The organism is Bacillus sp. 5mfcol3.1 (genome assembly GCF_900114335.1).
Classification (GTDB): domain Bacteria; phylum Bacillota; class Bacilli; order Bacillales; family Bacillaceae_G; genus Bacillus_A; species Bacillus_A thuringiensis_S.
Window position 1 is genome coordinate 60,120 of the sequence record NZ_FOST01000008.1, and the last position, 26,343, is coordinate 86,462.

The window sequence follows — 26,343 nt, forward strand, 5'->3', positions numbered from 1 at the left end:
ACATATATAATAGAAGAAACTCGATTTAATAGGTAAATAAAAAACGTAGGAGTGTAAACTCCTACGTTTTTGTTTATTCATATCGTAAACATTCAATTGGATCAAGTTTTGCAGCTTTGTTAGCTGGTAATAGTCCGAATGCAATACCGATTAGCATTGAAATACCTACTGCAAGAAGTCCAAGTTCTTTTGAGACAACGAGTGGCCATCCAGCAAAGATTGAGACGATCCAAGCGAAGAAAATACCGAGCATGAATCCGATGAAACCACCAAGTCCTGTTAAAATACAAGATTCGATTAAGAATTGTGTTAATACTTTACCACGTGTTGCACCAAGTGCTTTACGAATACCAATCTCGCGTGTACGTTCTGTTACAGATACAAGCATAATGTTCATTACACCGATACCACCAACAAGTAAGGAGATAGCAGCAATACCACCGAATACCATTTTCATCATACCGATTGATTCGTCTAGTTGTTTCGTAAATTCACCTAAGTCTTGTGCTTCGAATTTGTGCTCAAATTTAGGAGCTTTCATTTCGTTTAAAACAGAAACAGCTTGTTTTTCTACACTTTTACGTTCTGTCGGAGAGGTCATTGTTAATCTTACAGAGTCATACTCATTTACTCCTGAAATGACAGGCGCATTTTCAAGTGATGTATAACCTTCAGGCATAGGCATTCCAAAGTCGTTTTTCGTTTCGTATACACCAACTATTTTATACGGCTTTCCTTTTATATCTGTGTATTGATTGGATTCCCAACCACTACTAAATAATTTGTTGAAAGCTTCTTCATTTAATATAACAGCAGGGATTGCTTGGTTTAGTTCACTGTCATTTAATTCACGACCGTGAACTAATTTTATTTTCGAATCTGTCATAAAGGAGCCTGTTCCACCTTTTAAATCAAGATTTACATCTTTTGAACCAGCAGCTGCTTTTACTTTCATACTTACGTCTGGATACACATCTTTAACGCCTGGTACAGTTTGCAGACGGTTTAGCATATCAGGTGTGATTTTGGCACTATCTGTTCCGTAATCAGGATTGTTGTAGTAAATCGTTACTTCATTATCTTTTCCTTGGCCTAATTCTTTTTTAAACTTTGCGTTTGTACCATCACCCATCGAGATGATAGTAATAATGGCACTAATACCGATAATAATACCTAACATTGTTAAGATAGAACGCATCTTATGAGCAAAGATAGAGGAAAGGGCCATGCGTATATTTTCACTCGTATTCAAAATTAACCCCTCCAATCTTGGACGATATTTCCGTCACGAATTACAATTTGACGTGCTGCAGCTTCCCCGATTTCACGATCATGGGTAATCATAATAATTGTTGAGCCTTGTTTATTTAATTCGTAAAAGAGGTCCATAATTTGTGTGCTTGTTTTCGTATCAAGTGCTCCCGTCGGTTCATCGGCTAAAATGAATTTTGGGTTATTTACGATTGCACGTGCAACAGCGACACGCTGCTTTTGCCCACCGGACAATTCGTTCGGTAAGTGAGTAGCGCGATCAGCTAAGCCTACTTTTGTTAAAGCAGCTAACGAGCGCTCACGTCTTTCTTTTTTATCGACTCCAGCGTAAATAAGAGGTAGCTCTACATTTTGAAGTGCTGTAAGTCTAGGTAATAACATGAAGTTTTGGAATACGAATCCGATTTCTTTATTACGTACGTGTGCAAGTTCTGTTTCAGACATGTTTGAAATGTTTTGACCAGCTAGTTCGTACGTACCTGTCGTCGGTTTATCTAAGCAACCGATAATGTTCATTAATGTTGATTTACCAGAACCAGAAGGTCCCATAATCGAAGTGAATTCTCCTTGGTTCAGTGTTACATCAATTCCGTGTAATATTTGAACGGACTCTGCACCATTTTGGAAGGATTTCGTGATGCCTTTTAAGTTAATCACTGGGCGACAACCTCCATACCATCTTTTAAGTCTTTTTCAGGCTTAGAGATAATTTCCTCTCCTTTTTTCACTCCAGAAACTTTTGCTTCGCTATCAGTCTCGAATTCAACAGTAACTGCTTGTTCTTTCGCTTTACCGTCTTTTACAACGAAGACAACATTTTTGTCACCTTTTTTCACGATACTGCTTTTCGGAATAATTGTACCAGTTGCTTCGCCAGATTTACTTGTTACGTAAACGTGGAAGCCGTTTTGTAGTTCGTCACTATTATCTAATGTGACAGTGAATTGGTAATTAGAAACAGTTTTATTTTCATCCATGCTCTTTAAAGGTGTAGAACCGATTTCTGTTACTTTTCCTGTCCAAGTCTTACCAGCGACAGTTTTTGATGAAACAGTTACTTCTTGCCCAACTTTCATACTAGCAAGCTCATATTCAGAAAGTTGACCTTTTACTTTAAATTGACCAGCGTGACGAAGAGTAATTCCGCTCATACCTGTTTTTTCGTCAGCAGTTTTTACGATATCATCAATTACGCCATCAGCAGGACTTGTTACAGAAAGATTGTTTACTTTCTCTTTTGCTGCTTTAATCATTTCATCAGCTTTTTCAACTTCAAACTTTTTCATTTCAATTTGTGATTCTAATTGCCCAACTTCGGCTTCTGATGCTTTTAATGCTTCAGCAGGAAGGCCTGCATTTTTATCTTTTTGTAATTTTTGTTTCGCTGTATCAATTTGTTTTTGGAGCAACGTTACTTCTTTTTGTGCGATTTTCTTTTGCATTTCTGCTTCTGTTACACCTTGTTTCGCAGTCGGATCATTGTATTTAAATAGAAGCTGACCCTTTTTCACTTCATCGCCTTTTTTCACAGCTAATTCATATGTTCCTTTTGTTGGATCGAATGAAATAGTTTCAATTCCATTTGGAATAACTTCGCCACCAAATTTTTGCGCGTTTTGGATTTGTTTTTCGGTTACTTTATATCCGCTATATGCCATTGCTACATCTGAACCGCCCCCAGCAAATGCAAAGTATGATCCAGCTGCAATTCCGATTGCTACTACACTAGTAATTAACACTTTATTTTTCTTTTTCATCTATTTATCACCTTTTCGTTCGTTTTAGTATCTACATTAAGTATAGAAGAGGTGAAGAATCTGACAAATCGTTTTAGCTTACAATAACCTTACAGTTTTGTAAGGTATGAATATGTAAATGTAAGGTAGAGGTTGTCCTAGTGTAAGCAAATGAATTGACTCGTCGTTTCTTTCTTACAATAATATTGTATGGAGGAAAGGAGGAAGGAAGATGGAAGCTTATTTTAGCGCACACCCATTAAAACCATTTATTCCATACTCAAGGCAACATGCCCTTATATTATTTATTATGTTGGTGGGGATATTTTTTCTGTATCAATACCAAGATGTATTACGTCAAAGTGAGTGGAATATAACGGTTCGATATGCAATTGTATTTTTATTTATAGGTAGTGAAATTGGGCTTCATATGTGGGAGTGGAAAGCGGGGATTTTTGAGCTAGCTACTTCATTACCGTTTGAATTATGTACGATTAGTTTATTATTAGCTTCGATTATGATCGTAACGAAAAGTTACCGCATATATGAGATTGTATTTTTCACGGGAATTATTGGTGCATCACAAGCTATTTTAACGCCAAACTTGCAGTATGATTTTCCACATTTTCGTTTCATTGAATATTTTATCGCGCATATATTGCTCATTTGGGCACCAATCTTTATGACTTGGGTGGAAGGATATCGTCCGACAGTACAATCTATTAAACGCACAATGATATTTTTAAACATATTGATTCCAATTGTTTCGTTTGTAAATTACAAAACAGGTGGTAATTATATGTTTTTAGCCCATAAGCCAGAAACAGCTTCATTACTTGATATGTTAGGACCACATCCTTACTATATTATTTCATTAGAACTCGCAGCGCTTATTGGATGTTTTATTTTGTATATGCCGTTTGCGAAAAGAGAAGGGCATACGCATAAAGAATCACTAGAATCATAACCTAGTGATTTTTTTGTGTGAATATTTACAATTCAGAAAATTAAGAATAATATTAGAGAGTAAATTATATAAAGAGAGAAGGGAAAACGTGGTCAAAAAATTTTTTCTGAATGGGATGGAAGTGACGTTTCAATTTCTTATTTCGATTTTGGGTATTATTTGTTTAGGGACATTGCCGAAACTATTTTATGGATTTGAGCTGCATGCATCACAGTACATAAAGAGTTTACAAGAAGTGTTTGTGAATTTAATGGACATCTCCAATTTTAAATATGTGGGAGATAAATTTTTATTTCCACAGTTGTTTGTCCATTATAAAGAAACAATTATTATATTTTTAGCTGCTTTTTTCATTTCATTATTTGTAGCATTTTGTATTGTTTATGTAATTATGAGTAGTTCACCGCGTATACAACATCGAATTAAATCATTTCTTATCTTCCTAGAATCCATTCCAGATATCCTTCTTATTTTAGTATCACAAATTTTAGTTGTATGGTTTTTTAAACAAACAGGTTTTTTACCTTTTCAAATTGCTTCAATTGGAGGCGAGTCGATTAGGGGGTTGCCAATATTGTGTTTGAGCATCCCGACTACGATTATGTTTGTAAAAATGGTCGTGCTTCGTTTTGAAAATGAACTAGAAAAAGATTATGTACTATTTGCTAAGGCGAAAGGGCTGGGGCGCTTTCATATTTTAAATCGTCATATTTTACGAAATGTGTTGCTTAGTACATTATTCTTTGCGAAAACGAATATCTTTTTTATGTTATCTAATTTATATATTATAGAATGGATTTTTAATACGGGTGGTATTTTTATGTTTTTGAAATCGTATTTCGGTATTAGAGTTGAGGTTTTCATCGTTAGTGTGCTTCTTATATATATTCCGATTTTTATTTTATTTAAATTGTTTCATTATCTCATTCCGGCTGCGATGAAGGAGAGATTATAATATGTGGACGTATATAAAACGTGATAAAAGATTTTGGATAAGCATTGGGTTTCTTCTCCTATTAGTTCTTTTGAGCATCGGAAATACGTTATGGAATGATGGACATATTAGACAAGTTACATTGCAATATGATGCGGATGAAAATCCACAAGTGCCACCGTTTCCACCTTCATTACAATTTTTACTCGGGACAGACCGGAAAGGGTATGACCTGTTACATTTAGTCATTGAGGGCGCGAAGTGGACGATTGGTATATCTATTTTAATTGCGGCACTTAGAATGGTAATAGGTGTGTTTTTCGGTGTCGTACTCGGAACGTATATAAAAAGAGGATTTTCAAAAATTGAGGCTTTCTTTGATAGTTTTACAGTTATTCCGACAGTTATGATTGCGTATTTTTTTCTTCAATCTGCAAATACATTTGGAAGCGGAGAGGAGACAACAACCTTTTTTGAAAGGGCTTCGTTTCAAGTGGTATTACTTGTACTGCTTGTAATGCCAGTTATTGCACTGTATGTGGCGAAGGAAGTTCGTAAATTGCGAACGGAAGAATTTGTTGATGCCGCGCGCATATTAGGTGGATCGAGAAGGCATATTGTTATAAAGCATATTTTCCCGCATCTCTATATGACGTTTATACTTGTATTTTTTCAGCAGTTTACGCAAACTCTTACTATTTTACTGCACTTAGGATTACTGGAAATATTCTTTGGCGGAACAGTTCAGTTTTTAGGACCGATAGAAGAAATAGACTCTTACACACATGAATGGTCAGGTTTAATTGGAGTCTATTTTAGATCATTAACAGTGAATCCATGGATCCCTCTCGTCCCAATTACATTTTTCGGGCTTACTATTTTTTCAGGAAATATGATTGTAAAAAGTATAGAAGAGGCGATGATGAAAGTAAGGTTAGGGGGAGAGATGAAGAAGGACGTTGTAGAAGAGGAACAATCTGCTGTGCAGTCGAAAGAAGAGTTATTTACTTTTAAGCATACGATGTAAAGAACCTAGGAAACTAGGTTCTTTTTATTTTATTATATTACAATATCGTAAGAGAGATGTAATGAAAATCGATAGGGGAGAAATACAATTTCGTATACACTTTATGTATAGAGAAATACGAGAGCGGGTGAAGGTATACGATGGATTTTTTAGAAGTATCAAAACGTAGTATAAAACGAAATATAAAAGATTATTTTCTATACTTTATTTCATTAGTAGGTAGCATTATTATTTATTTTACATTCGTATCGATTAAACGAAATGAAAGTGTAGTAGCTCTTTTAAAAGAATCGGATAAGGTGGAAACGACATTTACGTTTGCACAAATATTGTTAATTATCTTTTTAACGGTATTTATTTTTTATTGTAATAGCTTCTTTTTGCGAAAGAAGAAAAAAGAAATTGCGCTATATAGTTTACTAGGTATCCGTAAAGAGGAAATCGCGAAGTTACTTTTTTATGAAACATTATTAGTTGGTGGTGCGGCAAGTGTATTAGGTATTCTTGCTGGTTTATTTATAGCGAATATGTGCGCGGGGCTTCTCGTGAAGTTAATGGGAAGTGCGTTTACTTTTACATTTACGATTTCATTTGTATCTATAGTAGAAGTTCTTATAACGATAGGCGCAATTTTCTTTATTGCATCATGGAAAAGTAAAAAGTTAATTTATGAGCATCGTTTAGTTGAATTACTATATGGTGAAAATCAAAAAGAAGAGGCACCTACGTATTCAAGTAAGAAGGCAAAACGAGCGATTGTTTTATTAATTACAGGTTATATCATTGCGTTACTTACACAAGTTTTTGGATTTGGAGCAATTTTTATTACAGGTCTACTTATTTTTGGCTGTATTGTAAAAGGTACGTTTTTACTATTTGAGCAATATACAGTGAAATCACTCCATACAATCAAGGGAGATAAAACGAAATATTGGAATGGAACGAACATTTTATCGATTTCTTCATTGTTCTTCAGAATAAAAGGAAACGTAAAGATGCTTGCGTTATTATCTTTATTAAGTGCGGTAACATTATGCACCATTGGGGTGAGTTCCAGTATGTATTATGGGGCGCAGAAGACAGCGACCTTAATGAATCCAGTTAGTTATGAGTATGTAACAACTGGAAAGGAACTAGATAAGAAGGTTAGAGAAGAAATTCAAAAACATGAATTAGCAATTAAAAATGAAACGTCTGTAGCTATGCTGTCTATGCAAGGGAAGATAGATGGAGAACAAATATTAACAGGGTATTTAATAGGTAATGGTAATGTGCAAATGATAAAAGTGACAGATTATAATAAATCAGCTTCTATATTAGGCAATAAACAAGTTATTCTCGGTTCTGAAAAGGAAGTTGTTTTATTAGATCCGTATAAATCATATAACATCGAAAAGAATTCGCTTGAAGGAAACAATGTGTTCTTTGAAGGGATGAAGGACGATATTACAATCGTTAATCATCGAGAGGAAACAATTATGAGTGCGAAACTTGCACCAGTGGGGCTTGTTGTTCGAGATTCGTTATTTAATAAGTTGCAGCAAGGAAAGGATGTTTCAACAGTTAGTGGATTTATCGTTGAAGGAAACGGTAATAGAGCGCTAACGAAAGAGCTAGGGACAATCATTCCTAAAGAAGTGAAATTCCAATCATTTGAAGAGGCGAGCCAATCTGAATTGCAAGATGGTGCAGTGTTATTATTTGCTAGTATATTTTTAGGGATTGTCTTTATTCTTGCAACAGGCTGTATTTTATACTTTAAACAAATAACAGAAGCGATGGCAGAGCGACCGGCGTACGGAATGTTAAAGAAAATCGGACTAACGAAAAAGGAAGCAAGGGAATCTGTAAGAAAGCAAGTAGGTGCAATATTCTTAGTACCACTATTTCTTGCGATTGTTCATACGTTCTTTGCATTTTTAAGTTTGATGGGTTTTACAGGAATGTTTGAATATAGTCTTCCCTTACTAGGTAGTATAGGAGTGTATATCATAATCTACTTTGGTTATTATATGTTAACTGTTCGTTCTTACACAAATACTGTATTTAATAATAGAAGATAAAAAGAAGCAAGCATGGATTTCATGCTTGCTTCTTTTCTTTATTTTGTAGAGACTTCGCCTTCCGCTTCTGTTTGCGGAATAAAGTATCCAATTATACCACCGATTATTGCTGGAATGATCCAGCCAATTCCTAAGTTATAAAAAGGAATCGTGTGTACAATATTAGCGATAAAACCTGGTATCATTTCCACATTATCAAGTGCATGAATACAGCTAATAATAAATGCTGCGATCATCGCTCCAATGTAGACAGAAGGTTTACGTTTCGTATATTTATCGATAAATGATACGAAAACTAAAATGATCGTAATTGGGTACAAAATAATTAATACAGGTAGTGTGATTTTAATTAATAAGCTTAATCCTAAGTTTGAAATAACGAAACTAAAGATACAAACGTATAGCACAAGCTTTTTGTATGAAACATTTGTTAGCACTGTTGTGAAGTAATTTGCAAATGCACTTACAACACCAATTGCCGTCGTTAAACAAGCGAAGATAATGGCGATACTTAATAAAATATTACCGCTTGTCCCAAAGAATTGATACATAACAATAGCTAATAGTTGACCACCGTTTTCGAATTGCCCTAAGTTCCCGTTTGAAGCTCCGATATAACCGAGTAAGAAGTAAACAATTGTTAAGAATAGAGCAGCAATGCTTCCGCAAATGATTGTATATTTTGCGATAGATTTCTTCTCTTGTATACCGTTTTGACGAATTGCATTTACAACAATTGTTGATAGTACGAGAGCGCCAATTGCATCTAATGTTAAAAATCCTTCAAGAAATCCTTTGAAAAACGGGATGTCTTTATAGTCACCGATAGGCTCTGCAAACGTTCCTGGTGAAAGAATCGCTTTTGTTGCCATAATTGCAATAATTACAAGTAAAATTGGCGTTAATATTTTACCGATATGATCTACTAGCTTGGATGGATTTAATGATAAGAAGTAAACGACTGTGAAGAAAATCGCACTAAAAACTAACATAGAATACCATTGATCTGGGAAAAGTGGTGCAATCCCGATTTCATAAGATACAGATCCAGTTCGTGGAATAACAAATAGTGGGCCGATTGAAAGATAAATAATGATAGCGAATACTGCTGCGAATTTTGGATGAACACGGCTCGCTAAAGTGTTAAAACTACCACCAGCAAGGGCAACAGCAACGATAGCAAGTAAAGATAAACCGACGTCTGTAATAATAAACCCTGTAATGGAAACCCACATATTTTCTCCGGAAGAAAGACCAAGAAGGGGCGGGAAAATCATATTACCAGCACCGAAGAAAACTGCGAATAGTAATAAACTAATCGAAAGTATTTGCGCTGGTTTTAAAGTTGTATGCATATAAAGAAAATCCTCCTAATGAGTGTTTTTGTCGAAAATTCAAATAATTTGTCGAGTAACTGTTATTATTTTAAAGGTCTGATGACTAGAAAGCAATAGGGAATTTTGAAAATATTAAAAAATAATGCATTAAATCGAATAAATATACTATTTATATGTTTAATAGGAAGGATTTAACTTTTAACATAAAAAAACACATATCGCTAGGATACGTGTTTTAAAAAAATATTTTTTTATCGCGTTCTTCTTTTAAAATTTCAACTGCTTCTCGGAAACGTTGTGAATGGACAATTTCTCGTTCACGTAAGAAGCGTAGGCTGTCATTTATATCTGGATCATCTGATAAGTTAATGAGCCATTGATATGTTGCGCGTGCTTTTTCTTCAGCTGCAATATCCTCGTATAGATCGGCAATTGGATCACCTTTAGCCTGTATATAGGTTGCAGTAAATGGAACACCAGCAGCGTTATGGTAATGAAGAGCACTGTCATGATCAGCGTAATGAGGGTCAAGACCAGCAGCTTTCATTTGTTCAGGGGTCGCATCTTTCGTCAGCTTATAAACCATCGTAGCAATCATTTCAAGGTGAGCAAATTCTTCTGTACCAATATCAGTAAGTAGGCCAATGACTTTATCAGGAATTGTATAACGTTGATTTAAGTAACGTAGTGCAGCAGCTAATTCTCCATCTGCACCACCGTATTGCTCGATTAATAATTTTGCAAGTGCGGGATTACAAGTTCCCACTTTAACTGGGTATTGTAATTTCTTTTCATAAATCCACATAGTTTCTCTCCTTTATATTTGCCATGGCCAAGGACCTTTACTCCATTCCCAAGGGGCATTAGAATAGCTGTTTCCAAACTGTTGGAGTGGTCCGTATTTTTCTTCCATCTTTTGTTTTAATACTCTCCGCTTATAGGAAAAGTCATTAAATTGATTAATCGCGGCGGTGTCATCTGGATGTGTATCTAAATAAAGAGTGAGTTCAACTAGTACAAAGTCTAATTCTTGAAGCTCCAGTAAAAGCTGATAGTATTCTTCTGGTAGCGATTGATTCACGTCAGTAGTCACCGCCCTTTTTTATAAGGATTTTCATAATAGTCATAAAAAACAGGCCATAAAGTCCCTTTTTGTAGTGCTTCTTTTGGTGTGAATTGAGGCAAGTTTGGCGGTTGAAAGCCTAAAAATAAATTAGGAGGAGTAGAATAATATTTTTTTCCGATAGGAGGACAAGGATCGAGAGGACTATGATAGGGCACGAATGATCTCATATATTTATTCATGAATAAACCTCCTTACATGTTCATTACTACGTATTGTATTCAGACATAATGAGCATTTATGACACATATAAAAAAGTAATAAGTACAGGGGGAATGAATGTGGAGAATGTAAAGAATTTAATCGTGTTAGAAGTAAAGAACTTAAAGGAAACTCTGTATTTTTATGAAGGGATTTTAGGAATCAAGCCTAGTTTAGAAAGACCCCAATTAGATGTAACAGGGGTTTGGTATGATACTGATTCAACGAGAATTAGTTTTGTAATGAATCGTAGTTTGGGTGGGCGTGAGAAGAGTGTTACGGATGCGGTTGATGTTCTAATGTTTTCAATTTCTAACATAGAGAATTTAAAGAAGAGGTTAGTGTTTTATAAAATTGCATATACAGAAAACAAAAGTGAGAAGAGTATTGTAGTACAAGACCCAGATGGATATAAACTTCAAGTGATAGAGAAGGGTGAATAAACGGAGGTGATTTAGTGGAGAGGAATTATGAAGAAAGTGCGTTGTTTGAGCATCAATTTTGGCTAAGGGTGCTTACTGATCATTCGCAATTTTTACTTGATGCATTAGCTCCGAAGGAAAAAGAAGATATAAAGAAGGCCACATATTTTCTTGAAACATTTACGAATCTTTTAAATAAAGTTCATAATGTGAATCTCATTGCATTTTCAAAAGAGGCAGAACGAGCCGCAAAGGAAATACGAACGTTTAAATTAAGTATTATACAGAAACAACTCGAGGGAAAAATCACTATTCATTTTACGCCAACTTTCATCAATCATATGGTAAACGAAGTAGAAGAATATATAACGGTGTTAGAATTTTTAAAGAAAGGAGAAGTTCCGCCTGTTTTTCATGAATTACATTACCATCTCGTTTGGTTAACGGATGCGGCTGGTCATGCAGGCTCTATTTCTGGTGGATTAGATCTTGTTGAAAAAAGATTGAAAGAGAAAAGTGAAGAATTTACGAAGCACTTTGAACAATTTTACTTAAAGGCAGTTGAGATGACAGGTTATTTACGGACAGAGCTTCATCATTTTCCTGCATTAAAGAAGTTTACAAAAGATGTTTCACTTGAGTTAAAATTATTTTCGCATTTTCTCCATGAGGTTGAAGAGATGGAGTTATCGAATGAAATATTAAGTGCATTATCTGCTAGAATGGCGGATCATATGGCAAGAGAAGAATGTTATTACTTATTAAAATTAGCACAATCTTCTGGACTTGAGATGCCAAAATGTAATCCGCTTTAAAGAAAAAAGAGGTCAATTTTATTTGGCCTCTTTTTCTGTTTTATTGTCTCTTTTTATTTTTGCTTGTTCAATACTTGCCTGTAATGTCTCCATAATATTGATGATGTTTGGAGCAGGAGAGATGGTTTCGGTTTTTTCCTGTTGTTCAATTTTATTTTCGATTAATTCGGTAAGAGCTTCTTTATATTCATCTGTATATAACTCTTGTTCGAAAGGATTTGTAAGATGGTGGATTAAATTGATTGCTGCTGTGAGTTCTTGTTTTTGAATCGGATAATTTTCATTACTTGGTAAGTTAGGTGTATTTGTTATATCGCGAATTTCATTAGGGTAGTGAATAGTTTGTAATATAAGCCCATCTTCAAAGTTACGGATAATAGCTAAATGTTGTTTTTTTCTAATGGAAATATGGATAAGACCAAGTTTATTCGTACGTTCAAGAGCTTCTTTTAATAATAAATATGATTTTTCATGTCCTAGGGTAGGTCCTATAAAATAAGAGCGATCATAGAGAACAGAATCAATTTCGTTATTTTGGACAAAAGATATAATACGAATGGATCGTGGTTCATGAGCTTGTTGTAATTCAGTTAATTCTTTTTCATCCATAATAATATATTTATGAGGTGCGTATTCATAGGCTTTTACAATATCTTTATCATCAATTTCTTCATCCGTACAATCAGGAGCAAATTTTTTATATTTAATAGGTGTTAAGCATTCTTTATGAAGACTTAAAAATTTTATGTCGTTTTCTTCTACGGCACTATATAGTTTGATTCCTATATTTAATAGTCCAAGTGAAAGTGCACCTTTCCATACAGTATGCAAATGAAACATCTCCTTTCGTTCAAAAATGATTATGTATATTATGAGATAGTAAGAAATTTCCTATACGTTTTTTGTTTTTTACGAAAGGGATTGGGATATAAAATATATTGACAAGCCCTCTGAAATATTTTAATGTGAGTGTATAAAATTGTGTATAAAGGGGAGTAACTTATTACAGTAAAGTCGTCATTACAGGGAGAAACCCTCGGCTTTATTGGCAACGTTTCGTTGTTAGTGAGACCTTTACCAGCAATGGTAAAGGCCCCTTTCTGTCTTTTTGAGGACCCTTACCATATTTGGTAGGGTCCTTTTCGTATACAAAGAGAGGAGATATAAAAATGAAAAAACTTATTAGTAGATTAAGAGTTGTATTTCATGTTCGCCGATTTGTTCCATTCCTATTTGACTTTTTCACTTCAAAAGAGGTTTCAATAAAGAAGAAAATTTTATCTATTGCGTTTTTAGTTGGTTATGTTACGATGCCGCTCGATTTAATTCCAGACTTCCTGCCGTTTATCGGTATTTTAGATGATATTGGAATTGTGTTATTTATTTTGAACCGAATTGTAAAAATGGCGCCAGTTCAATTACAAGAAAAGCATAACGTAAATGTAGGATAGGAGTTAAAAATATGGAGCAAATTATTTTAGATATAATCGAATTTTTAAAGCAGTTTTCTTATTTTGGAGTTGTGTTAGCATTAACGTTTGAATTTATTCCGGCAGAAGTAGTTTTGCCTATGGTTGGGTATTGGGTATACGAGGGTGATATGAATTTTTGGCTTGCTGTACTAGCCGGAACGCTTGGCGGAACGACAGGACCGTTAACGTTATACGCACTCGGTTATTACGGTGGTCGTCCGCTATTAATAAAATACGGAAAATACTTCTTTATTAAAGAAGAACAAATTCAAAAAGCAGATGATTTCTTTGAGAAATATGGACCAGTTGTAGCATTTGTTGGACGCTTTGTACCAGGAGTTAGAACGCTTATTTCTGTTCCATGCGGTATGGCGAAAATGAACATATGGAAATTCAGCATATATACATTTGTAGCAATGTTCCCGTTAACGACTTTGTATGTTTATTTTGGAATGAAATTAGGTCCGCATTGGGAAAAAGCAGCAGATGTTGTTGGGCAATATATGCTACCGATATTAGGGGGCGTTATTCTTATCGTTGCTAGTATCTTTGTCTATAAATATATGAAGAAAAGAAACAAAACGGAATCTATCTAGTCATTTGAATATTTTTTGAAAATAGATGAATAGTACAGGCAAAAGACTCTGAGGGACATACACATATAGGGAATATAAAAGAGAGAGGGGAAACAACTATGTCTTGTGAGTGCTCAGGGTCAGCATTAACTTGTTGTCCAGATAAAAATTATGTGCAAGATAAAGTGTGTAGTCCGTGGTCTGCTACTGTAGTTGCAACAGCAATTGATAATGTTCTCTATACAAATAATATTAACCAAAACGTAATTGGTACTGGTTTTGTTAAATATGATGTTGGACCAGGCCCAATTACTGTAGAGGTACTTGATTCTGCTGGGGGGACAATTGATACACAAACATTAAACCCAGGAACGAGTATTGCTTTTACGTATCGCCGCTTTGATAGTATACAAGTTGTGTTACCTGCAACACCTGCTGGAACGTATCAGGGAGAATTTTGTATTACAACACGTTATCCACTTTCATAGCAGAATAGGAGAGGATCGAAATGGGAATGAGAAGTTCCAGTTTGTCTTGTTGTTCTAATAAAACACTTGTGCAAGACCAAGTATGTACAGACTGGTCTATTACAGGTGCTGGTACTCAAATTGTATATACAAATAATATCACGCAAGAAGTATATGGTTCAGGTTACGTGAAATATGATGTAGGAGCCAACCCGATTACAGTTGATTTTTTAGTAGGTGCAACAGTAGTTGATACAATTACTGTACAACCACAAAGCAGTGGTACTTTCACTGTCCGATATTTTACTACTGTCCGAATTACTACGACAGGAACGACTGTTAATCAAGGCGAGTTTTGTATTACAGTACGTTATCCAATTTCATAAAAAAGCATACCGTAAATGGTATGCTTTTTTTAGAAAGTAATGAAATTGGTATTCTATAAGCAACATGTAAATTCGCAACAGTACTTGCCTTCTAAATATAGTGAAGGATTACTTGTTATATTGATAATATTGACAGAATGTAGGTCTTTTCCTGTGTACGATATTGTATTACCAGGAAAAACAGTGAAAATATTGGTTACTGTTCCAACGATTTGAATTGTAATTGCTTTGGTGCTGCTAGTACTATTGTAAACCGAGACAGTACCTGATATAAGTAGTATCCCATCACTTTGCCATAGTATCATTGATTGTGACGCATCTTTGGCAGAGGGGATGGTGTTATTAGTTATGAGGAAATTCCCTGCAAATTCATTTGTTACTCGCTCGCAATTTGGATTTGGAGGAGGGGGCGGTGGACAAGGGTCTGGACAAATAATAGATAAAGGAGCGAAACAGCCGATATTTTTTTTATTCTTCAATACAACCCCTCCTTTTAAGTTGTCTTTTACTACTATTAAATGTAAAAGCATGGCCGATGTGTTAAAAAAGAAGGAAATATTAAAAATTAAGATTGTCTAATAGGCTTAAACCTTAACTTATCATTAGCGTTATAGAAAAGATTATATGTGAATAGTCATAGGAAAAGAATGATCAGACTCTTTTAGACAAAAGGTGGTTGTATACAATAGTAGGAGGAATGTTGGACTTAATTTCTAATTAACTGTATATTTACAAAAATCTAATAAAGTTCATTTGTTATTTAAACGACATTAACATGTATTAGATAAAATAGCCCTTGTAATGAATCAATTATTATGAGGAGGATTCACGTGGACAGAAATGCTTTAAGAAAAGTAAAAGGCCTTATTGGATTATTAATGGTTTTTGTATTAGCGTTCGTATCATTTCCGTGGAGTACATCAGTCAAGGCGGAAGAGAAAAAGCAAGAAAAGGCATCAAGTGAGAAGAAGATAGTTTTTCCAGTTGTAAGTGATGTGCATATTAAAAATAGTGGAACAGATGATACGTTTCGCTGGAAAAGAGCGATCGAACAGTTTAATACATTAGCACCGAAGCAAGATGCATTTGTTATTGTAGGTGATTTCACAGATACAGGATCGGTGCAGCAATATGATCGTTTCATGCAAGTGTACAATGAAAATGCAAATAAAGATGCTGTGCGAATGAATTCTCTTGGTAACCATGATTATTGGAACGGTTTATCTGTAGAAGGTGCGCAGAAGCGTTTCTTAGAAAAAACAGGTATGGAATCAATTTATTATCATAAAGTGGTAAAAGGTTATCACTTCCTTGTTATGTCTCCAGAGAATGGAACAACTCATGGATATTATTCAGACAAGCAAATTAATTGGTTAAAAGAAGAAATGGCGAAAGCGCAAAAAGATGATCCAGAAAAACCGATTTTTGTATTTTTACATCAACACATTAAAGAGACAGTATACGGTAGTCATGAATGGGGAACACAAGATAGCGCAAAAATTAATGCGGTATTAAAAGAATACCCACAAGTTATTACGTTTTCAGGTCATTCACATTATCCATTAGATGATCCGAGATCGATACATCAAAAAGACTTTACATCAGTTGGTACATCTTCAGTAAGTTATATGGAAGTTGAAGGTGGTAAAGTACAAGGGAATATCCCGCCAGGAGCTAGTACGTTAAGCCAAGGTTTATTAGTAGAAGTAGATGATAAAGAAGTAACGATTAATCGTCGTGATTTCCATACGAATTCTTGGACAGGCGAGCCTTGGAAAATTAAATTACCAGCAAAGAAAGAAACATTTACACATGTAGAAGATCGTGATAAAGAAAAGCCTTACTTTGCTAAGGATGCAAAGCTTGCTGTATCAAATGTAACAGAAAATGCGGCAACAGTAACATTCCCACAAGCATTGGACAACCTTCTTGTTCATTCTTATCGTGTACAAGCTAGAGATAAGCAAACGGGAGAAATAAAGAATAAATTGTTAGCATTCTCAGAGTTTTATCGTGATCCAGTGCCAAAAGACCTTACATTTACACTTGCAGGATTAGATGGCGGGAAAACATATACACTTGAAGTCGTTGCAATTGATTCATTTGGCAATGAAACCGCACAGCCGTTAACTGCGGAAATTACTACGAAAAAAGATAATATTGACCCGAATGTGAAAGTACCAAAAGCTGATGTTTTCGATGTAAACTTTGCAGATGGTACATTTAAAGACAATTCACCATTTGGTACAAAAGGTGATGTGAAAGGCAATGTGACTATTGAATATGATAAAGCATTGAAAAAGAATGTGATGAAGTTAAACGGACAATCTAATACATTTGGATACCTTCCATTTTCAGCAGCACAAAAAGAGAAAGTAGCAAATACATTTACGCTAGAAACGGTATTTTCAATGAATCAAATCCGTGGCCAAGGTATTTTGCAAAATACAGAGAGCGGCGGAATTGGATTTGAGTCTACAGGAAGTGGATATGTTGAATTATGGGCTCACATTGGTGGCAGCTATAAACGTGTTGGAGTTCAATTAGAAGCGAACAAAACGTATCATTTAACAGGAACGTATAACGGAAGTGAAGTGGCAATTTACGTAGATGGTAAAAAAGTAAATAGTCAGCCAGCTACTGGGAAAGTGTATCATCCAAACGTACCATTTGCATTTGGAGCGGATCCTGATAGTAACGGAAATGGTGGTATTCCGTTAAATGGACAAATCGCGCTTGCGAAATTATATAGTAAAGCGTTAAGTTCTTCAGAAGTATTAGCGGCGTACAATGAGTTCTCTAACCGTACGAAGTTAGAGCAAGTGAACGCGTTATATGAAGAGCTTGGAAAAGTGAAAGAAGTGTTAGCTGGTACGTATGAGTTTGGTGATAAGCCAGGTCAATATTCAAAGGAAGCATTTCAAGAACTAGAGAAAAGCTATAACATTGCAAAGCAAGCATTTGAAAATGTAGGAAGTACTGGGGAACAAATTATTCAAACATATAACGAATTAAAAACAGCTAATGTAACATTTGTACAATCTAAAGTAGTAGAACAACCGAAAACACCGAAAGAAAAATTACAAATCAATATTGAATCTGCAAAAGTAGTAGTGAAAAAAGCGCAAGATGCAAATGTAACGGACGGTTCAATGAAAGCACTGATTCAAAAAATTACAGTGGCCGAAGCTGTAGTGAAAGATGTAAAAGTAAAAGATGCACAGGTAGAAACGATGAATCGTACATTAGAGTATACGATTTCACTTGTTGAAAAAAGCATAAACAAATAAGAGAGAAGAAAAGAAGCTTATCATGATAGGCTTCTTTTTTGTTATACTAAAAGTAGTATAGAATGAAGGAGCGAATAATTTGGAACAGAAAAAGCTAAAAAGAATTCTTGAATATGTATGGATTGCGGTTGTGCTCCTTGTAGGATATTATTTCTTAAAAGAGAAAAGTATTTGGGTTTTATTTTTAATGACTTTCTTATTAGCAGGACTAGGAACGTTATTTATTAACTTTTTCTTTGATAGTTTGAATGCCTGGAAGAATAAAAAGAAGGGAACGAAGTAAAGGAGGGAATATATGCAAAAGTGGAAGCTCATATATCAGGTGATTATTTTCCTATTACTTGTAGGTATTGGAATTATTAAATACGCAACGCCAATAGGAAATTGGGCATGGTTTACAGCTTGCATCGGCATATTTTTCATTTTACAGTCGTTAACGAAAAAATATAATAGTACAGAAAAATAGCTCGCCGCTAAAACGGCGAGCTATTTTGTTATGCTTTTTTCTTTTCATCATTCGTTTTTTCGGTAGCTAAATGACTATGTTTCCTAGAGTAGAAGAAATAGAAGCATAAGCCGACTATAAGCCAAACAGCAAAGCTAATCCATGTTGTTTTAGACAAATTGATCATTAAATATAAGCAGCAAAGAATCGCGACAACTGGTAATACAGGTACGAAAGGTGTACGGAATCCACGTTTTAAATCAGGATGTGTTTTTCGTAAAATAAGTACTGCGCAGCAAACGAATGTAAAGGCTGTTAACGTGCCGATGTTTACTAAATTCGCTAGCAAATGTAAATCTAAAAGTCCTGCTAATAAAGCGGCAACAACGCCAGTAATCCACGTATTTAATAAAGGGATTTTTACTCTTTTATTTACACGTGCTAACGCTTTTGGAAGTAGACCGTCACGGCTCATTGCATACGAAACGCGAACTTGTCCATACATAACGACTAAGAGAACGGTTGTCATTCCAGTCATCGCTCCGACAGCGAGTAGTCCTGCAATTGTATCCTCACCAACGAAATGCAATGCAAATGCAACTGGATCAGAGACGTCTAATTGCGTATAAGGAACCATACCTGTTAAAACGAAAGATACAATCATATATAAAACAGTACAAATAAGAAGAGAACCGATAATACCAATTGGTAAGTCACGCTGCGGTTTTTTCGTTTCTTCTGCAGCGGTTGCGATTGCATCAAAACCTAAAAAGGCGAAGAACACAGTGGCAGCCCCAGTAATAATACCGTCGTATCCGAATGGGATGAACGGTGTCCAATTTTCAGGTTTTACATATTTTGCACCTGCTACGATAAAGGCAATGATAACAGCTAGTTTAATAAGAACCATAATATTATTAATGCGTGCACTTTCACGTATACCAAAACTTAAAAGGCCAGTAATAAGAAGTAAAATGCAGACAGCTGGTAAATCGATGAGACCACCTTTTCCTACGCCGGGGGCCGAGGCGATTATGGCGGGCAGGTGTATATTGAATCCTTGTAGTAATGATTGCAAATAACCAGACCAACCGACAGCTACTGCCGCGACTGCAAGTAAATATTCGAGCATTAAACACCATCCGACGATGAAGGCGACGACTTCTCCGACTGTCATATATGCGTAAGTATACACACTTCCTGAGACAGGAATAGAAGAAGCAAATTCAGCATAACAAAAGGCTACACAAGCACAAGTAAATGCAGCGATAAGGAATGATAGCATAATACCAGGACCAGAATGTTTTGCTGCAACAATACCTGTTAATACAAAGATCCCTGTCCCAATTACGGCGCCGATCCCTAAAAACGTTAAATCGAGTGCAGTTAATGTTCTATCTAGCTGCTTTGGTGATTCAGTACTAAGCGCTTTTTTTCGTAATAATGACTTCACTTTGGACTCTCCCCCCGTTTTTTCATTTCCATAACTGCGACTATAGTATGAGCCCATTAAAAAAGAGTAAGTAAGTGGAGGTGCAGTTATGGTATGTAGTTTTTTAAAATTGCTGGATTAATCTTAATATAATTCAGAATATTTTGTCAAATAAAAATATGACAAATAAAATGCGGATCAATAGGGGAAACTACTTGCAGAAATGGACGGGGGTTAACGACCCACTGATTAAAGTTAAAGTAGGAGCAGATGCTATGTTATTTTATTTTGAACTTGTCGTCATTTTACTTTGTACGAAATTAGCTGGTGACATTAGTGTGAGACTTGGTCAGCCTTCTGTACTTGGTAAGTTAATTGTTGGTATTATTATCGGTCCGGCTGTACTCGGTATTATTAATAGTTCTGAACTGATTGATGAACTGAGTGAGATTGGTGTTTTGCTACTTATGTTTATGGCGGGACTTGAAACAGATTTAGAAGAGTTAAATCGGAATTTGAAATCGTCATTTGCAGTAGCCGCTGGTGGAATTATTTTTCCTTTCATCGGTGGTTATGTAACAGGGTTACTGTTTGGATTAATACAGTCCCATGCCATTTTTTTAGGGTTATTACTTTGCGCAACATCGGTTAGTATTACGGTGCAGACGCTACGTGATCTAGGAAAAATGAATACGAGAGAAAGTACAACAATTTTAGGTGCTGCCGTATTTGATGATGTCATTGTCGTTATTTTATTGGCATTTGTAATGAGTTTTTTAGGAACACAAGATGTGAATATAACACTTGTCATTGCAAAGAAAATTATTTTCTTTGTAAGTATTGTTTTTATTGCTTGGAAAGTCGTTCCTTGGATTATGAAAATGCTTGTCCCGCTTCGTGTAACAGAAGCGTTAATTAGCGCGGCTCTTATTATTTGCTTTTCTTTTTCTTATTACAGTGAAATGATGGGAATTGCAGGTATTATTGGAGCATTTGCAGCAGGAATTGCTATTTCTCAAACAGAGTATAAGCATGAAGTGGAACATAAAATTGAACCGATTGCTTATGCAATATTTGTTCCAGTATTCTTCGTAAGTATCGGAATGGAAATTACATTTCAAGGCATTGGAAGCCAGCTTTGGTTCATTATTATTATGACCCTCATTGCAATTTTCACAAAGTTAATTGGATCAGGTTTAGGAGCGAGATTGACAGGTTTTAATCTCCAATCTTCTATTAGTATTGGTGCGGGGATGGTATCACGTGGTGAAGTAGCGCTTATCATCGCAGCAAATGGACTTACGGCGAATTTATTAGCGAAAGAAAATTTCACAGCGATTGTTATTGTTGTTATATTGACGACGATTATTACACCGCCACTTTTGAAGAAATATTTTGTATAGAGAGGAAGGGCTTATCTGATGTAGGTAAGCTCTTTTTTTATTCCCAAAAGCAATGATCATATAGCATGAAGGGTTTGTAATTATGGTAAAATCTATGTATGTGATATGACAAGGAGAGGGAAGTGTGAAGATTACGAAGGAGAAGGTTATCGGTGTAATCGTACTTATTGCAGTATGTATACCATTTACTGCATGGAAAGAATCAAAAGTGAAAGATTTTCCGGTTTCTATTTTTTCGGAAGAAGCAGATGGTGAGTACGGTCAGAAGCTGAAATATACTGCTTTTTTACCTGATGTTGCGATTTGGATGAACGGTTGGAAAGAGAAGTGGACAGAAGGAGAAAGAACTGTTTATCAAAAAGGGAACCGCATTGTAAATGTGTTTCATCCTCCTGGCGATGATGGTTTTTACCTTCTTGAAGCAAGAGAAAATAAGTGAACGCAACCGTAAGAAGTGGAGGTTAAATAGTGAAAGCTTCAACGTTACTATTTAAAATTGAAAGTAATATGGATCAATTTTCACCAGCTGAAAAGAAGGTTGCCATGTACATAATGGAGAATGCAGAGATTGTTCCGAACTTAACGACGAAAGAAGTGTCAACGAATGCAGGAGCAAGTGAAGCAAGTGTTGTTCGCTTTTGTAAATCGATTGGGATCGGAAGTTTTAAAGCATTTAAGATAGCACTCGTTCGTGAATTAACGATTGCTGATTATAATATTAACGATTTTTCAGTGATGAATACGGAAGATGGCCCGTACGATTTGTTTAATAAAGTCACTTATGTGAATAAAGCTGCAATTGAGGCGAGCGTTACTGCGATAGATAAGAAGGAACTTGAAAAAGCTGCAGATCGTATTGTAAATGCGGATAAAATTATCTTTTACGGAGTAGGCGGATCAGCTACGCCAGCAATGGACGGGGCTTATAAATTTACACGGCTTGGATTTACAGCGATGATGCTATCTGATTTTCATATGATGTTGCCGCTTGTGACGAATTTAAAAGAAGGCGATATATTTGTTGCGATTTCAACATCTGGTCGAACGAGAGATGTGCTTGAAATGGCGCAGTATGCAAAGAGACAAGGTGCAACTGTTATTGGAATTACGAAGCTAGATCAATCATCCCCCTTATATAAAGAAGCGGACATTCGTCTTTGTATGCCAGATGTAGAACAAGATCATCGTATTGCAAGTATTGCGTCGAGAATGACGCAACTGAATATGATTGATGCTTTATATGTGATTACTTTCAACCGAATTGGTAATAAAGTATTGGATCAATTTATGGAGACGCGAGAAGAAGCGTTGCGGTTACGGAAGTTAAAGTAGAAGAAAAGATGAGGAGACTCATCTTTTTTATTATCTTTGACACAAATATGTCATGTTGTGAAATTTTATTTCATAAAATAAGAAAGGGTTATTGATTTTTAGTTTCTTAAAGTTATAATAAAAGTGTGAAATATAATTTCAAAGAGGGTGGCAATATGTTAGAAAATTTATCGACAGAACATCGTAATGAGAAAACAATGAATCTGGATGAAATGAGTATAAAAGAAGTGTTGCAAAGTATGAATGAAGAAGATCGAACTGTTGCGTTAGCAGTTGAAAAAGAGATAGAACAAATTGAAAAGGTTGTACAGACTGTTATTAAATCTTTTGAAGAAGAGGGACGTTTAATTTACATTGGTGCTGGTACGAGTGGTCGTTTAGGTATTCTAGATGCAGTGGAATGTCCGCCGACATTTGGCACGGATGATAAAATGGTGCAAGGATTTATAGCAGGTGGGTTGAAAGCGTTTACTAAAGCGGTGGAAGGTGCCGAAGATCGCGAAGAGTTAGCAGAAGAAGATTTAAAAAGTATTGGATTAAATGAGAAAGATACAGTGATTGGAATTGCTGCAAGTGGCAGAACTCCTTACGTAATTGGCGGCTTGAAATACGCACAGAGCGTAGGAGCGAGTACAGCGAGTATTTCTTGTAATAAAAATGCTGAAATAAGTAAATATGCAAAGTTAAATGTAGAAGTAGAGACAGGTGCAGAAATATTAACAGGATCAACGCGTTTAAAAGCTGGTACAGCACAAAAATTAGTGTTGAATATGATTTCAACAGCTTCGATGATTGGTGTAGGAAAAGTATATAAAAACTTAATGGTAGATGTTCAATCCACAAATGAAAAGTTAGTAGAACGGTCAAAACGAATTATTGTGGAAGCAACAGGCGCTAGTTATGAAGTAGCGACAGAGTATTATGAAAAGGCAGAACGTAACGTAAAAGCTGCCATTGTTATGGTGTTGTTGCAGTGCGAATATGGGGAAGCACTGGAGAAACTAAAATGCGCAAAAGGGTTTGTGAAGAAAGCACTATAAAATAATAGGGAGGGGGATTCTATTATGAAGAAAGAAGAGAGAATGGCCAAGGAAATTTCGGAGCAACTTGGAGGAATAAAAAATATTCGTAGTATTGCTCATTGTATGACGAGACTACGTTTAACGCTTCATGATGAAAGTAAAGTAAATATGGACCTTTTGAAAAAAGTTGAAGGCGTTATGGGTGTTATAGAAGATGAGACGCTTCAAGTTGTCGTTGGTCCAGGAACAGTAAATAAAGTAGCAGCTGAAATGGAAGGTTTGACAGGACTACGAATTGGTGAGGTAGCAGATCATCACCTTGAAGATATTGGGCAAGAGATGAAATCAGAGATTAAGAAGAAAAATAATACACCGGTGAAAAACTTTTTACGAAAAATAGGAAGTATTTTCATCCCATTAATTCCGGGGCTTGTTGCGTCAGGAATTATAAACGGGGTTGCTAACTTTGCGAAAAATGCTGGTGCTGATCCAAATGCAACGTGGTTACAAATGTTACTACTCATTGGCGGCGGTATCTTTACATTCTTAGGAATTTTAGTCGGCTGGAATACAGCGAAAGAATTTGGCGGGACACCGGTTCTTGGGGCAATTGCTGGTATTTTAATTTTCAACCCGGCGATGGCAAACGTAAAATTGTTTGGTGAAGCATTAGTGCCCGGACGGGGCGGATTGTTTGCAGTTATTTTTGCAGCATGGCTTATGGTTGTAGTGGAAAGACAAGTACGAAAAGCAGTGCCAAATGCAGTTGATATTATTGTAACACCGCTTATTACTGTATTAGCTGTAAGTATAGTTACGATGTTAGCGATTCAGCCAGCAGCAGGATTCTTATCTGATGGTATTACGAGCGGTATTAACGCAATTTTAAATGTTGGTGGGGCATTTGCTGGGGCAGTGCTAGCTGGAACATTTTTACCACTTGTTATGGTCGGATTACACCACGGTTTAACACCAATTCATATGGAATTTATTAATCAAACACACGTAACACCTTTATTACCAGTGCTTGCAATGGCTGGTGCTGGCCAAGTGGGCGCAGCGATTGCGATTTATGTGAAAACAAAAAACAAACGACTTCGTAACGTAATTAAAGGTGGATTGCCAGTTGGCTTTTTAGGAATTGGTGAGCCGTTATTATACGGGGTGACATTACCACTTGGGAAACCGTTTATTACTGCTTGTTTAGGAGCGGCTGTCGGTGGTGCATTCCAAGCAGTTATGCAAACAGCTTCTCTTGGAATTGGCGTATCAGGGCTATCTTTAATTCCGTTAATTGCTGAAAATAAATATTTACTCTATTTCTTAGGTTTAGTAATTGCATATGCTTTCGGATTTATCTTTACGTACTTCTTCGGATTTAAAGAAGAAATGGCAGAAAACATATAGAGAAAGGGATTCCTTTCTCTTTTTCTATTAATAGAAAGGGAGATTTATATGATCGGAGTTTCCATTTATCTTTCAAAAGAACGAGTAGAGAAACAAGAAGAGTGGCTAAAAATAGCGAAGGAAAATGGGTTTACATCTATTTTTACATCACTGCACATTCCAGAAGATGATCCAAATACGTATAAAGAGTTAATTCAAATATTAGGGAAACAAGCTCTTGCACATGAAATGGAGTTAATGGTTGATGTTTCTCCAAAATCGTTACACCATTTAGGGCTAACATATGAAAATGTGGAAGAGCTATTGGACTGGGGCATTACCGGTTTAAGAATGGATTACGGCATTGCGCCAAAAGAAATTGCAAGCGTATCTCATAAGATGAAAGTAGCTTTAAATGCGAGTACGATTACAAAGTCATTTTGGAAAGAGTTACTTACAGAACATATACGAGTAGAGAATGTAGAAGCGTGGCATAATTTTTACCCACGTCCAGAGACAGGACTAGCAAGGTCCTTCTTACAAAAGCAAAATCAATATTTACAGGAGTGCGGAATAAAAACGATGGCATTTATTTCAGGAGATGCGGAAAAACGTGGTCCGTTATATGAAGGTTTACCGACGTTAGAGAAACACCGCAATATGCGCCCGCTTGAAGCGTATTTAGAACTGGTTCAAGATTGTGGCGTCGATAAAGTGTTGATTGGGGATATAAGCGCAGGTTTGGAAAGCATGCAAGAAGTAGCTAGTGCGAGTAGAGGGATTATTCCATTGCGTTACAAATCATTTATAACTGATAAAGAAGTATTAAAAGTGGTGGAGCAAGTGCATACAAATAGACTAGATCCGGCTCGTGATGTTATTCGATCTGTAGAATCAAGGGAAGGAAATAGAGTGGTGTTACAGCCGATGCATACAATTGTAAGAAAGAAGGGCAGTATTACAATTGATAATGAATTGTACGGTAGATATGCAGGGGAGATGCAAGTTACTACACATGATTTACCTGTAGATGAGAAAGTGAATGTTGTTGGAATAGTTGTGGAAGAGGACGTTTCTTTACTGCCTTATATTGGCGCTGGAAAAATGTTTCAACTTTTTCTATGCGATAGAATAAAAGCTTGAATTGGCGCTATTTTGTAGGAAAACATTATCCGTAAAACGGATAATGTTTTTTGTTTTCTTTAAAAAAGTATTTGACGAATGAAATAAAATACC

General features: G+C 35.8%; 30 protein-coding genes. 20 read left to right on the forward strand and 10 right to left on the reverse strand.

Going from position 1 to position 26,343, the window contains the following annotated elements:
• Positions 1–73 precede the first annotated feature (73 nt).
• From BM089_RS26175 to BM089_RS26185, 3 genes are read right to left on the reverse strand one after another with little or no spacing between them, the layout of a single operon-like run.
• Positions 74–1,252, reverse strand: a complete 1,179-nt coding sequence (locus tag BM089_RS26175) for an ABC transporter permease (protein WP_090978473.1) — start codon at positions 1,250–1,252, stop codon at positions 74–76.
• A 2-nt stretch (positions 1,253–1,254) separates the two neighbouring features.
• On the reverse strand, positions 1,255–1,929 hold the full coding sequence (locus BM089_RS26180; RefSeq protein ID WP_000609100.1) for an ABC transporter ATP-binding protein: 675 nt from the start codon (positions 1,927–1,929) through the stop codon (positions 1,255–1,257).
• Complete coding sequence (locus tag BM089_RS26185) at positions 1,926–3,029, reverse strand: efflux RND transporter periplasmic adaptor subunit (RefSeq protein WP_053565182.1); 1,104 nt, start codon at positions 3,027–3,029, stop codon at positions 1,926–1,928. The genes BM089_RS26180 and BM089_RS26185 overlap by 4 nt, the downstream gene beginning before the upstream one ends.
• 211 nt (positions 3,030–3,240) lie before the next feature.
• Here BM089_RS26185 and BM089_RS26190 point away from each other — a divergent pair, with 211 nt between their 5' ends.
• The 4 genes from BM089_RS26190 (at position 3,241) to BM089_RS26205 (ending at position 7,999) form a co-directional block, all read left to right on the forward strand.
• Positions 3,241–3,975, forward strand: a complete 735-nt coding sequence (locus BM089_RS26190; protein WP_090978475.1) for a YwaF family protein — start codon at positions 3,241–3,243, stop codon at positions 3,973–3,975.
• Positions 3,976–4,063: 88 nt separating this feature from the next.
• Entirely contained in the window at positions 4,064–4,930 is an 867-nt protein-coding gene (locus BM089_RS26195; RefSeq protein ID WP_064532591.1) for an ABC transporter permease subunit, read from the forward strand.
• Between the two features lies 1 nt (position 4,931).
• Positions 4,932–5,936 (forward strand): ABC transporter permease, encoded by a 1,005-nt coding sequence (locus BM089_RS26200; protein ID WP_016082746.1) that lies wholly within the window; start codon positions 4,932–4,934, stop codon positions 5,934–5,936.
• Between the two features lie 140 nt (positions 5,937–6,076).
• A complete protein-coding gene (locus tag BM089_RS26205; RefSeq protein WP_090978477.1) occupies positions 6,077–7,999 on the forward strand; it encodes an ABC transporter permease in 1,923 nt (640 codons plus the stop codon).
• Positions 8,000–8,037: 38 nt separating this feature from the next.
• On the opposite strand, the gene brnQ is transcribed toward BM089_RS26205, so the two are convergent.
• The 4 genes from brnQ to BM089_RS26225 form a co-directional block, all read right to left on the reverse strand.
• On the reverse strand, positions 8,038–9,354 hold the full coding sequence (brnQ, locus tag BM089_RS26210; RefSeq protein WP_090978479.1) for a branched-chain amino acid transport system II carrier protein BrnQ2: 1,317 nt from the start codon (positions 9,352–9,354) through the stop codon (positions 8,038–8,040).
• A gap of 217 nt (positions 9,355–9,571) precedes the next feature.
• Positions 9,572–10,141, reverse strand: a complete 570-nt coding sequence (gene cotJC, locus BM089_RS26215) for a spore coat protein CotJC (protein WP_000265273.1) — start codon at positions 10,139–10,141, stop codon at positions 9,572–9,574.
• A 12-nt stretch (positions 10,142–10,153) separates the two neighbouring features.
• Positions 10,154–10,417: a spore coat protein CotJB gene (locus BM089_RS26220; protein ID WP_001076510.1), complete on the reverse strand. Its 264-nt coding sequence runs from the start codon at positions 10,415–10,417 to the stop codon at positions 10,154–10,156.
• An 8-nt stretch (positions 10,418–10,425) separates the two neighbouring features.
• Positions 10,426–10,641 (reverse strand): spore coat associated protein CotJA, encoded by a 216-nt coding sequence (locus BM089_RS26225; protein ID WP_001046257.1) that lies wholly within the window; start codon positions 10,639–10,641, stop codon positions 10,426–10,428.
• Between the two features lie 48 nt (positions 10,642–10,689).
• Between BM089_RS26225 and BM089_RS26230 the strand changes: the two genes are divergently transcribed.
• Complete coding sequence (locus tag BM089_RS26230; RefSeq protein ID WP_139213335.1) at positions 10,690–11,103, forward strand: VOC family protein; 414 nt, start codon at positions 10,690–10,692, stop codon at positions 11,101–11,103.
• A 14-nt stretch (positions 11,104–11,117) separates the two neighbouring features.
• Entirely contained in the window at positions 11,118–11,897 is a 780-nt protein-coding gene (locus BM089_RS26235; RefSeq protein WP_000440991.1) for a DUF2935 domain-containing protein, read from the forward strand.
• An 18-nt stretch (positions 11,898–11,915) separates the two neighbouring features.
• Here BM089_RS26235 and BM089_RS26240 read toward each other — a convergent pair whose 3' ends face one another.
• Positions 11,916–12,728 carry a non-homologous end joining protein Ku gene (locus BM089_RS26240; protein ID WP_000557742.1) on the reverse strand — a complete coding sequence of 271 codons (813 nt, stop codon included), beginning with the start codon at positions 12,726–12,728 and terminating at the stop codon, positions 11,916–11,918.
• 338 nt (positions 12,729–13,066) lie between these two features.
• On the opposite strand from BM089_RS26240, the gene BM089_RS26245 reads away from it, so the two are divergent.
• From BM089_RS26245 to BM089_RS26260, 4 genes are all read left to right on the forward strand, one after another.
• A complete protein-coding gene (locus BM089_RS26245) occupies positions 13,067–13,348 on the forward strand; it encodes a YkvA family protein (protein WP_000733846.1) in 282 nt (93 codons plus the stop codon).
• A gap of 11 nt (positions 13,349–13,359) precedes the next feature.
• Entirely contained in the window at positions 13,360–13,965 is a 606-nt protein-coding gene (locus BM089_RS26250) for a DedA family protein (protein ID WP_000435017.1), read from the forward strand.
• A 98-nt stretch (positions 13,966–14,063) separates the two neighbouring features.
• Complete coding sequence (locus BM089_RS26255) at positions 14,064–14,432, forward strand: DUF3992 domain-containing protein (RefSeq protein WP_001277537.1); 369 nt, start codon at positions 14,064–14,066, stop codon at positions 14,430–14,432.
• Between the two features lie 20 nt (positions 14,433–14,452).
• Positions 14,453–14,797: a DUF3992 domain-containing protein gene (locus tag BM089_RS26260; RefSeq protein WP_000525819.1), complete on the forward strand. Its 345-nt coding sequence runs from the start codon at positions 14,453–14,455 to the stop codon at positions 14,795–14,797.
• A gap of 53 nt (positions 14,798–14,850) precedes the next feature.
• On the opposite strand, the gene BM089_RS26265 is transcribed toward BM089_RS26260, so the two are convergent.
• Positions 14,851–15,234 carry an S-Ena type endospore appendage gene (locus tag BM089_RS26265; protein ID WP_255295330.1) on the reverse strand — a complete coding sequence of 128 codons (384 nt, stop codon included), beginning with the start codon at positions 15,232–15,234 and terminating at the stop codon, positions 14,851–14,853.
• Here BM089_RS26265 and BM089_RS31595 point away from each other — a divergent pair.
• The 4 genes from BM089_RS31595 to BM089_RS31220 all read left to right on the forward strand — a co-directional run bounded on the left by BM089_RS31595 (position 15,119) and on the right by BM089_RS31220 (position 18,553).
• Positions 15,119–15,376 (forward strand): hypothetical protein, encoded by a 258-nt coding sequence (locus BM089_RS31595; protein WP_327898490.1) that lies wholly within the window; start codon positions 15,119–15,121, stop codon positions 15,374–15,376. The genes BM089_RS26265 and BM089_RS31595 overlap by 116 nt on opposite strands.
• A gap of 251 nt (positions 15,377–15,627) precedes the next feature.
• Positions 15,628–18,087: a LamG-like jellyroll fold domain-containing protein gene (locus BM089_RS26270; RefSeq protein ID WP_139213336.1), complete on the forward strand. Its 2,460-nt coding sequence runs from the start codon at positions 15,628–15,630 to the stop codon at positions 18,085–18,087.
• Positions 18,088–18,166: 79 nt separating this feature from the next.
• Positions 18,167–18,370: a hypothetical protein gene (locus tag BM089_RS26275; protein ID WP_000435797.1), complete on the forward strand. Its 204-nt coding sequence runs from the start codon at positions 18,167–18,169 to the stop codon at positions 18,368–18,370.
• A gap of 12 nt (positions 18,371–18,382) precedes the next feature.
• On the forward strand, positions 18,383–18,553 hold the full coding sequence (locus BM089_RS31220) for a hypothetical protein (protein ID WP_001174835.1): 171 nt from the start codon (positions 18,383–18,385) through the stop codon (positions 18,551–18,553).
• Between the two features lie 28 nt (positions 18,554–18,581).
• Here BM089_RS31220 and BM089_RS26285 read toward each other — a convergent pair whose 3' ends face one another.
• Positions 18,582–20,042, reverse strand: a complete 1,461-nt coding sequence (locus BM089_RS26285) for a branched-chain amino acid transporter BcaP (RefSeq protein WP_153592908.1) — start codon at positions 20,040–20,042, stop codon at positions 18,582–18,584.
• A 113-nt stretch (positions 20,043–20,155) separates the two neighbouring features.
• Between BM089_RS26285 and BM089_RS26290 the strand changes: the two genes are divergently transcribed.
• The 6 genes from BM089_RS26290 to BM089_RS26315 all read left to right on the forward strand — a co-directional run bounded on the left by BM089_RS26290 (position 20,156) and on the right by BM089_RS26315 (position 26,250).
• Positions 20,156–21,367 (forward strand): cation:proton antiporter, encoded by a 1,212-nt coding sequence (locus tag BM089_RS26290; RefSeq protein WP_120460771.1) that lies wholly within the window; start codon positions 20,156–20,158, stop codon positions 21,365–21,367.
• Between the two features lie 124 nt (positions 21,368–21,491).
• Positions 21,492–21,806 carry a hypothetical protein gene (locus BM089_RS26295; protein WP_000704960.1) on the forward strand — a complete coding sequence of 105 codons (315 nt, stop codon included), beginning with the start codon at positions 21,492–21,494 and terminating at the stop codon, positions 21,804–21,806.
• 29 nt (positions 21,807–21,835) lie between these two features.
• Complete coding sequence (locus BM089_RS26300) at positions 21,836–22,699, forward strand: MurR/RpiR family transcriptional regulator (protein WP_000648167.1); 864 nt, start codon at positions 21,836–21,838, stop codon at positions 22,697–22,699.
• A 155-nt stretch (positions 22,700–22,854) separates the two neighbouring features.
• Entirely contained in the window at positions 22,855–23,739 is an 885-nt protein-coding gene (gene murQ, locus BM089_RS26305) for an N-acetylmuramic acid 6-phosphate etherase (protein ID WP_000892347.1), read from the forward strand.
• 24 nt (positions 23,740–23,763) lie between these two features.
• Positions 23,764–25,128: a PTS transporter subunit EIIC gene (locus tag BM089_RS26310; protein ID WP_090978485.1), complete on the forward strand. Its 1,365-nt coding sequence runs from the start codon at positions 23,764–23,766 to the stop codon at positions 25,126–25,128.
• Positions 25,129–25,176: 48 nt separating this feature from the next.
• Complete coding sequence (locus BM089_RS26315; protein WP_090978487.1) at positions 25,177–26,250, forward strand: DUF871 domain-containing protein; 1,074 nt, start codon at positions 25,177–25,179, stop codon at positions 26,248–26,250.
• Positions 26,251–26,343 lie beyond the last annotated feature (93 nt).

Excerpts from the sequence above, each read along its gene's own strand:
- BM089_RS26260 (WP_000525819.1), top strand. The coding sequence starts at position 14,453 with ATGGGAATGAGAAGTTCCAGTTTGTCTTGTTGTTCTAATAAAACACTT.
- cotJC (WP_000265273.1), bottom strand. The coding sequence starts at position 10,141 with ATGTGGATTTATGAAAAGAAATTACAATACCCAGTTAAAGTGGGAACT.
- BM089_RS26225 (WP_001046257.1), bottom strand. The coding sequence starts at position 10,641 with ATGAATAAATATATGAGATCATTCGTGCCCTATCATAGTCCTCTCGAT.
- BM089_RS26250 (WP_000435017.1), top strand. The coding sequence starts at position 13,360 with ATGGAGCAAATTATTTTAGATATAATCGAATTTTTAAAGCAGTTTTCT.
- BM089_RS26190 (WP_090978475.1), top strand. The coding sequence starts at position 3,241 with ATGGAAGCTTATTTTAGCGCACACCCATTAAAACCATTTATTCCATAC.
- BM089_RS26290 (WP_120460771.1), top strand. The coding sequence starts at position 20,156 with ATGCGGATCAATAGGGGAAACTACTTGCAGAAATGGACGGGGGTTAAC.
- BM089_RS26255 (WP_001277537.1), top strand. The coding sequence starts at position 14,064 with ATGTCTTGTGAGTGCTCAGGGTCAGCATTAACTTGTTGTCCAGATAAA.
- BM089_RS26310 (WP_090978485.1), top strand. The coding sequence starts at position 23,764 with ATGAAGAAAGAAGAGAGAATGGCCAAGGAAATTTCGGAGCAACTTGGA.
- BM089_RS26185 (WP_053565182.1), bottom strand. The coding sequence starts at position 3,029 with ATGAAAAAGAAAAATAAAGTGTTAATTACTAGTGTAGTAGCAATCGGA.
- BM089_RS26200 (WP_016082746.1), top strand. The coding sequence starts at position 4,932 with ATGTGGACGTATATAAAACGTGATAAAAGATTTTGGATAAGCATTGGG.
- brnQ (WP_090978479.1), bottom strand. The coding sequence starts at position 9,354 with ATGCATACAACTTTAAAACCAGCGCAAATACTTTCGATTAGTTTATTA.
- BM089_RS26230 (WP_139213335.1), top strand. The coding sequence starts at position 10,690 with ATGAGCATTTATGACACATATAAAAAAGTAATAAGTACAGGGGGAATG.
- BM089_RS31220 (WP_001174835.1), top strand. The coding sequence starts at position 18,383 with ATGCAAAAGTGGAAGCTCATATATCAGGTGATTATTTTCCTATTACTT.
- BM089_RS26285 (WP_153592908.1), bottom strand. The coding sequence starts at position 20,042 with ATGGGCTCATACTATAGTCGCAGTTATGGAAATGAAAAAACGGGGGGA.
- BM089_RS26245 (WP_000733846.1), top strand. The coding sequence starts at position 13,067 with ATGAAAAAACTTATTAGTAGATTAAGAGTTGTATTTCATGTTCGCCGA.
- BM089_RS26315 (WP_090978487.1), top strand. The coding sequence starts at position 25,177 with ATGATCGGAGTTTCCATTTATCTTTCAAAAGAACGAGTAGAGAAACAA.
- BM089_RS26205 (WP_090978477.1), top strand. The coding sequence starts at position 6,077 with ATGGATTTTTTAGAAGTATCAAAACGTAGTATAAAACGAAATATAAAA.
- murQ (WP_000892347.1), top strand. The coding sequence starts at position 22,855 with ATGTTAGAAAATTTATCGACAGAACATCGTAATGAGAAAACAATGAAT.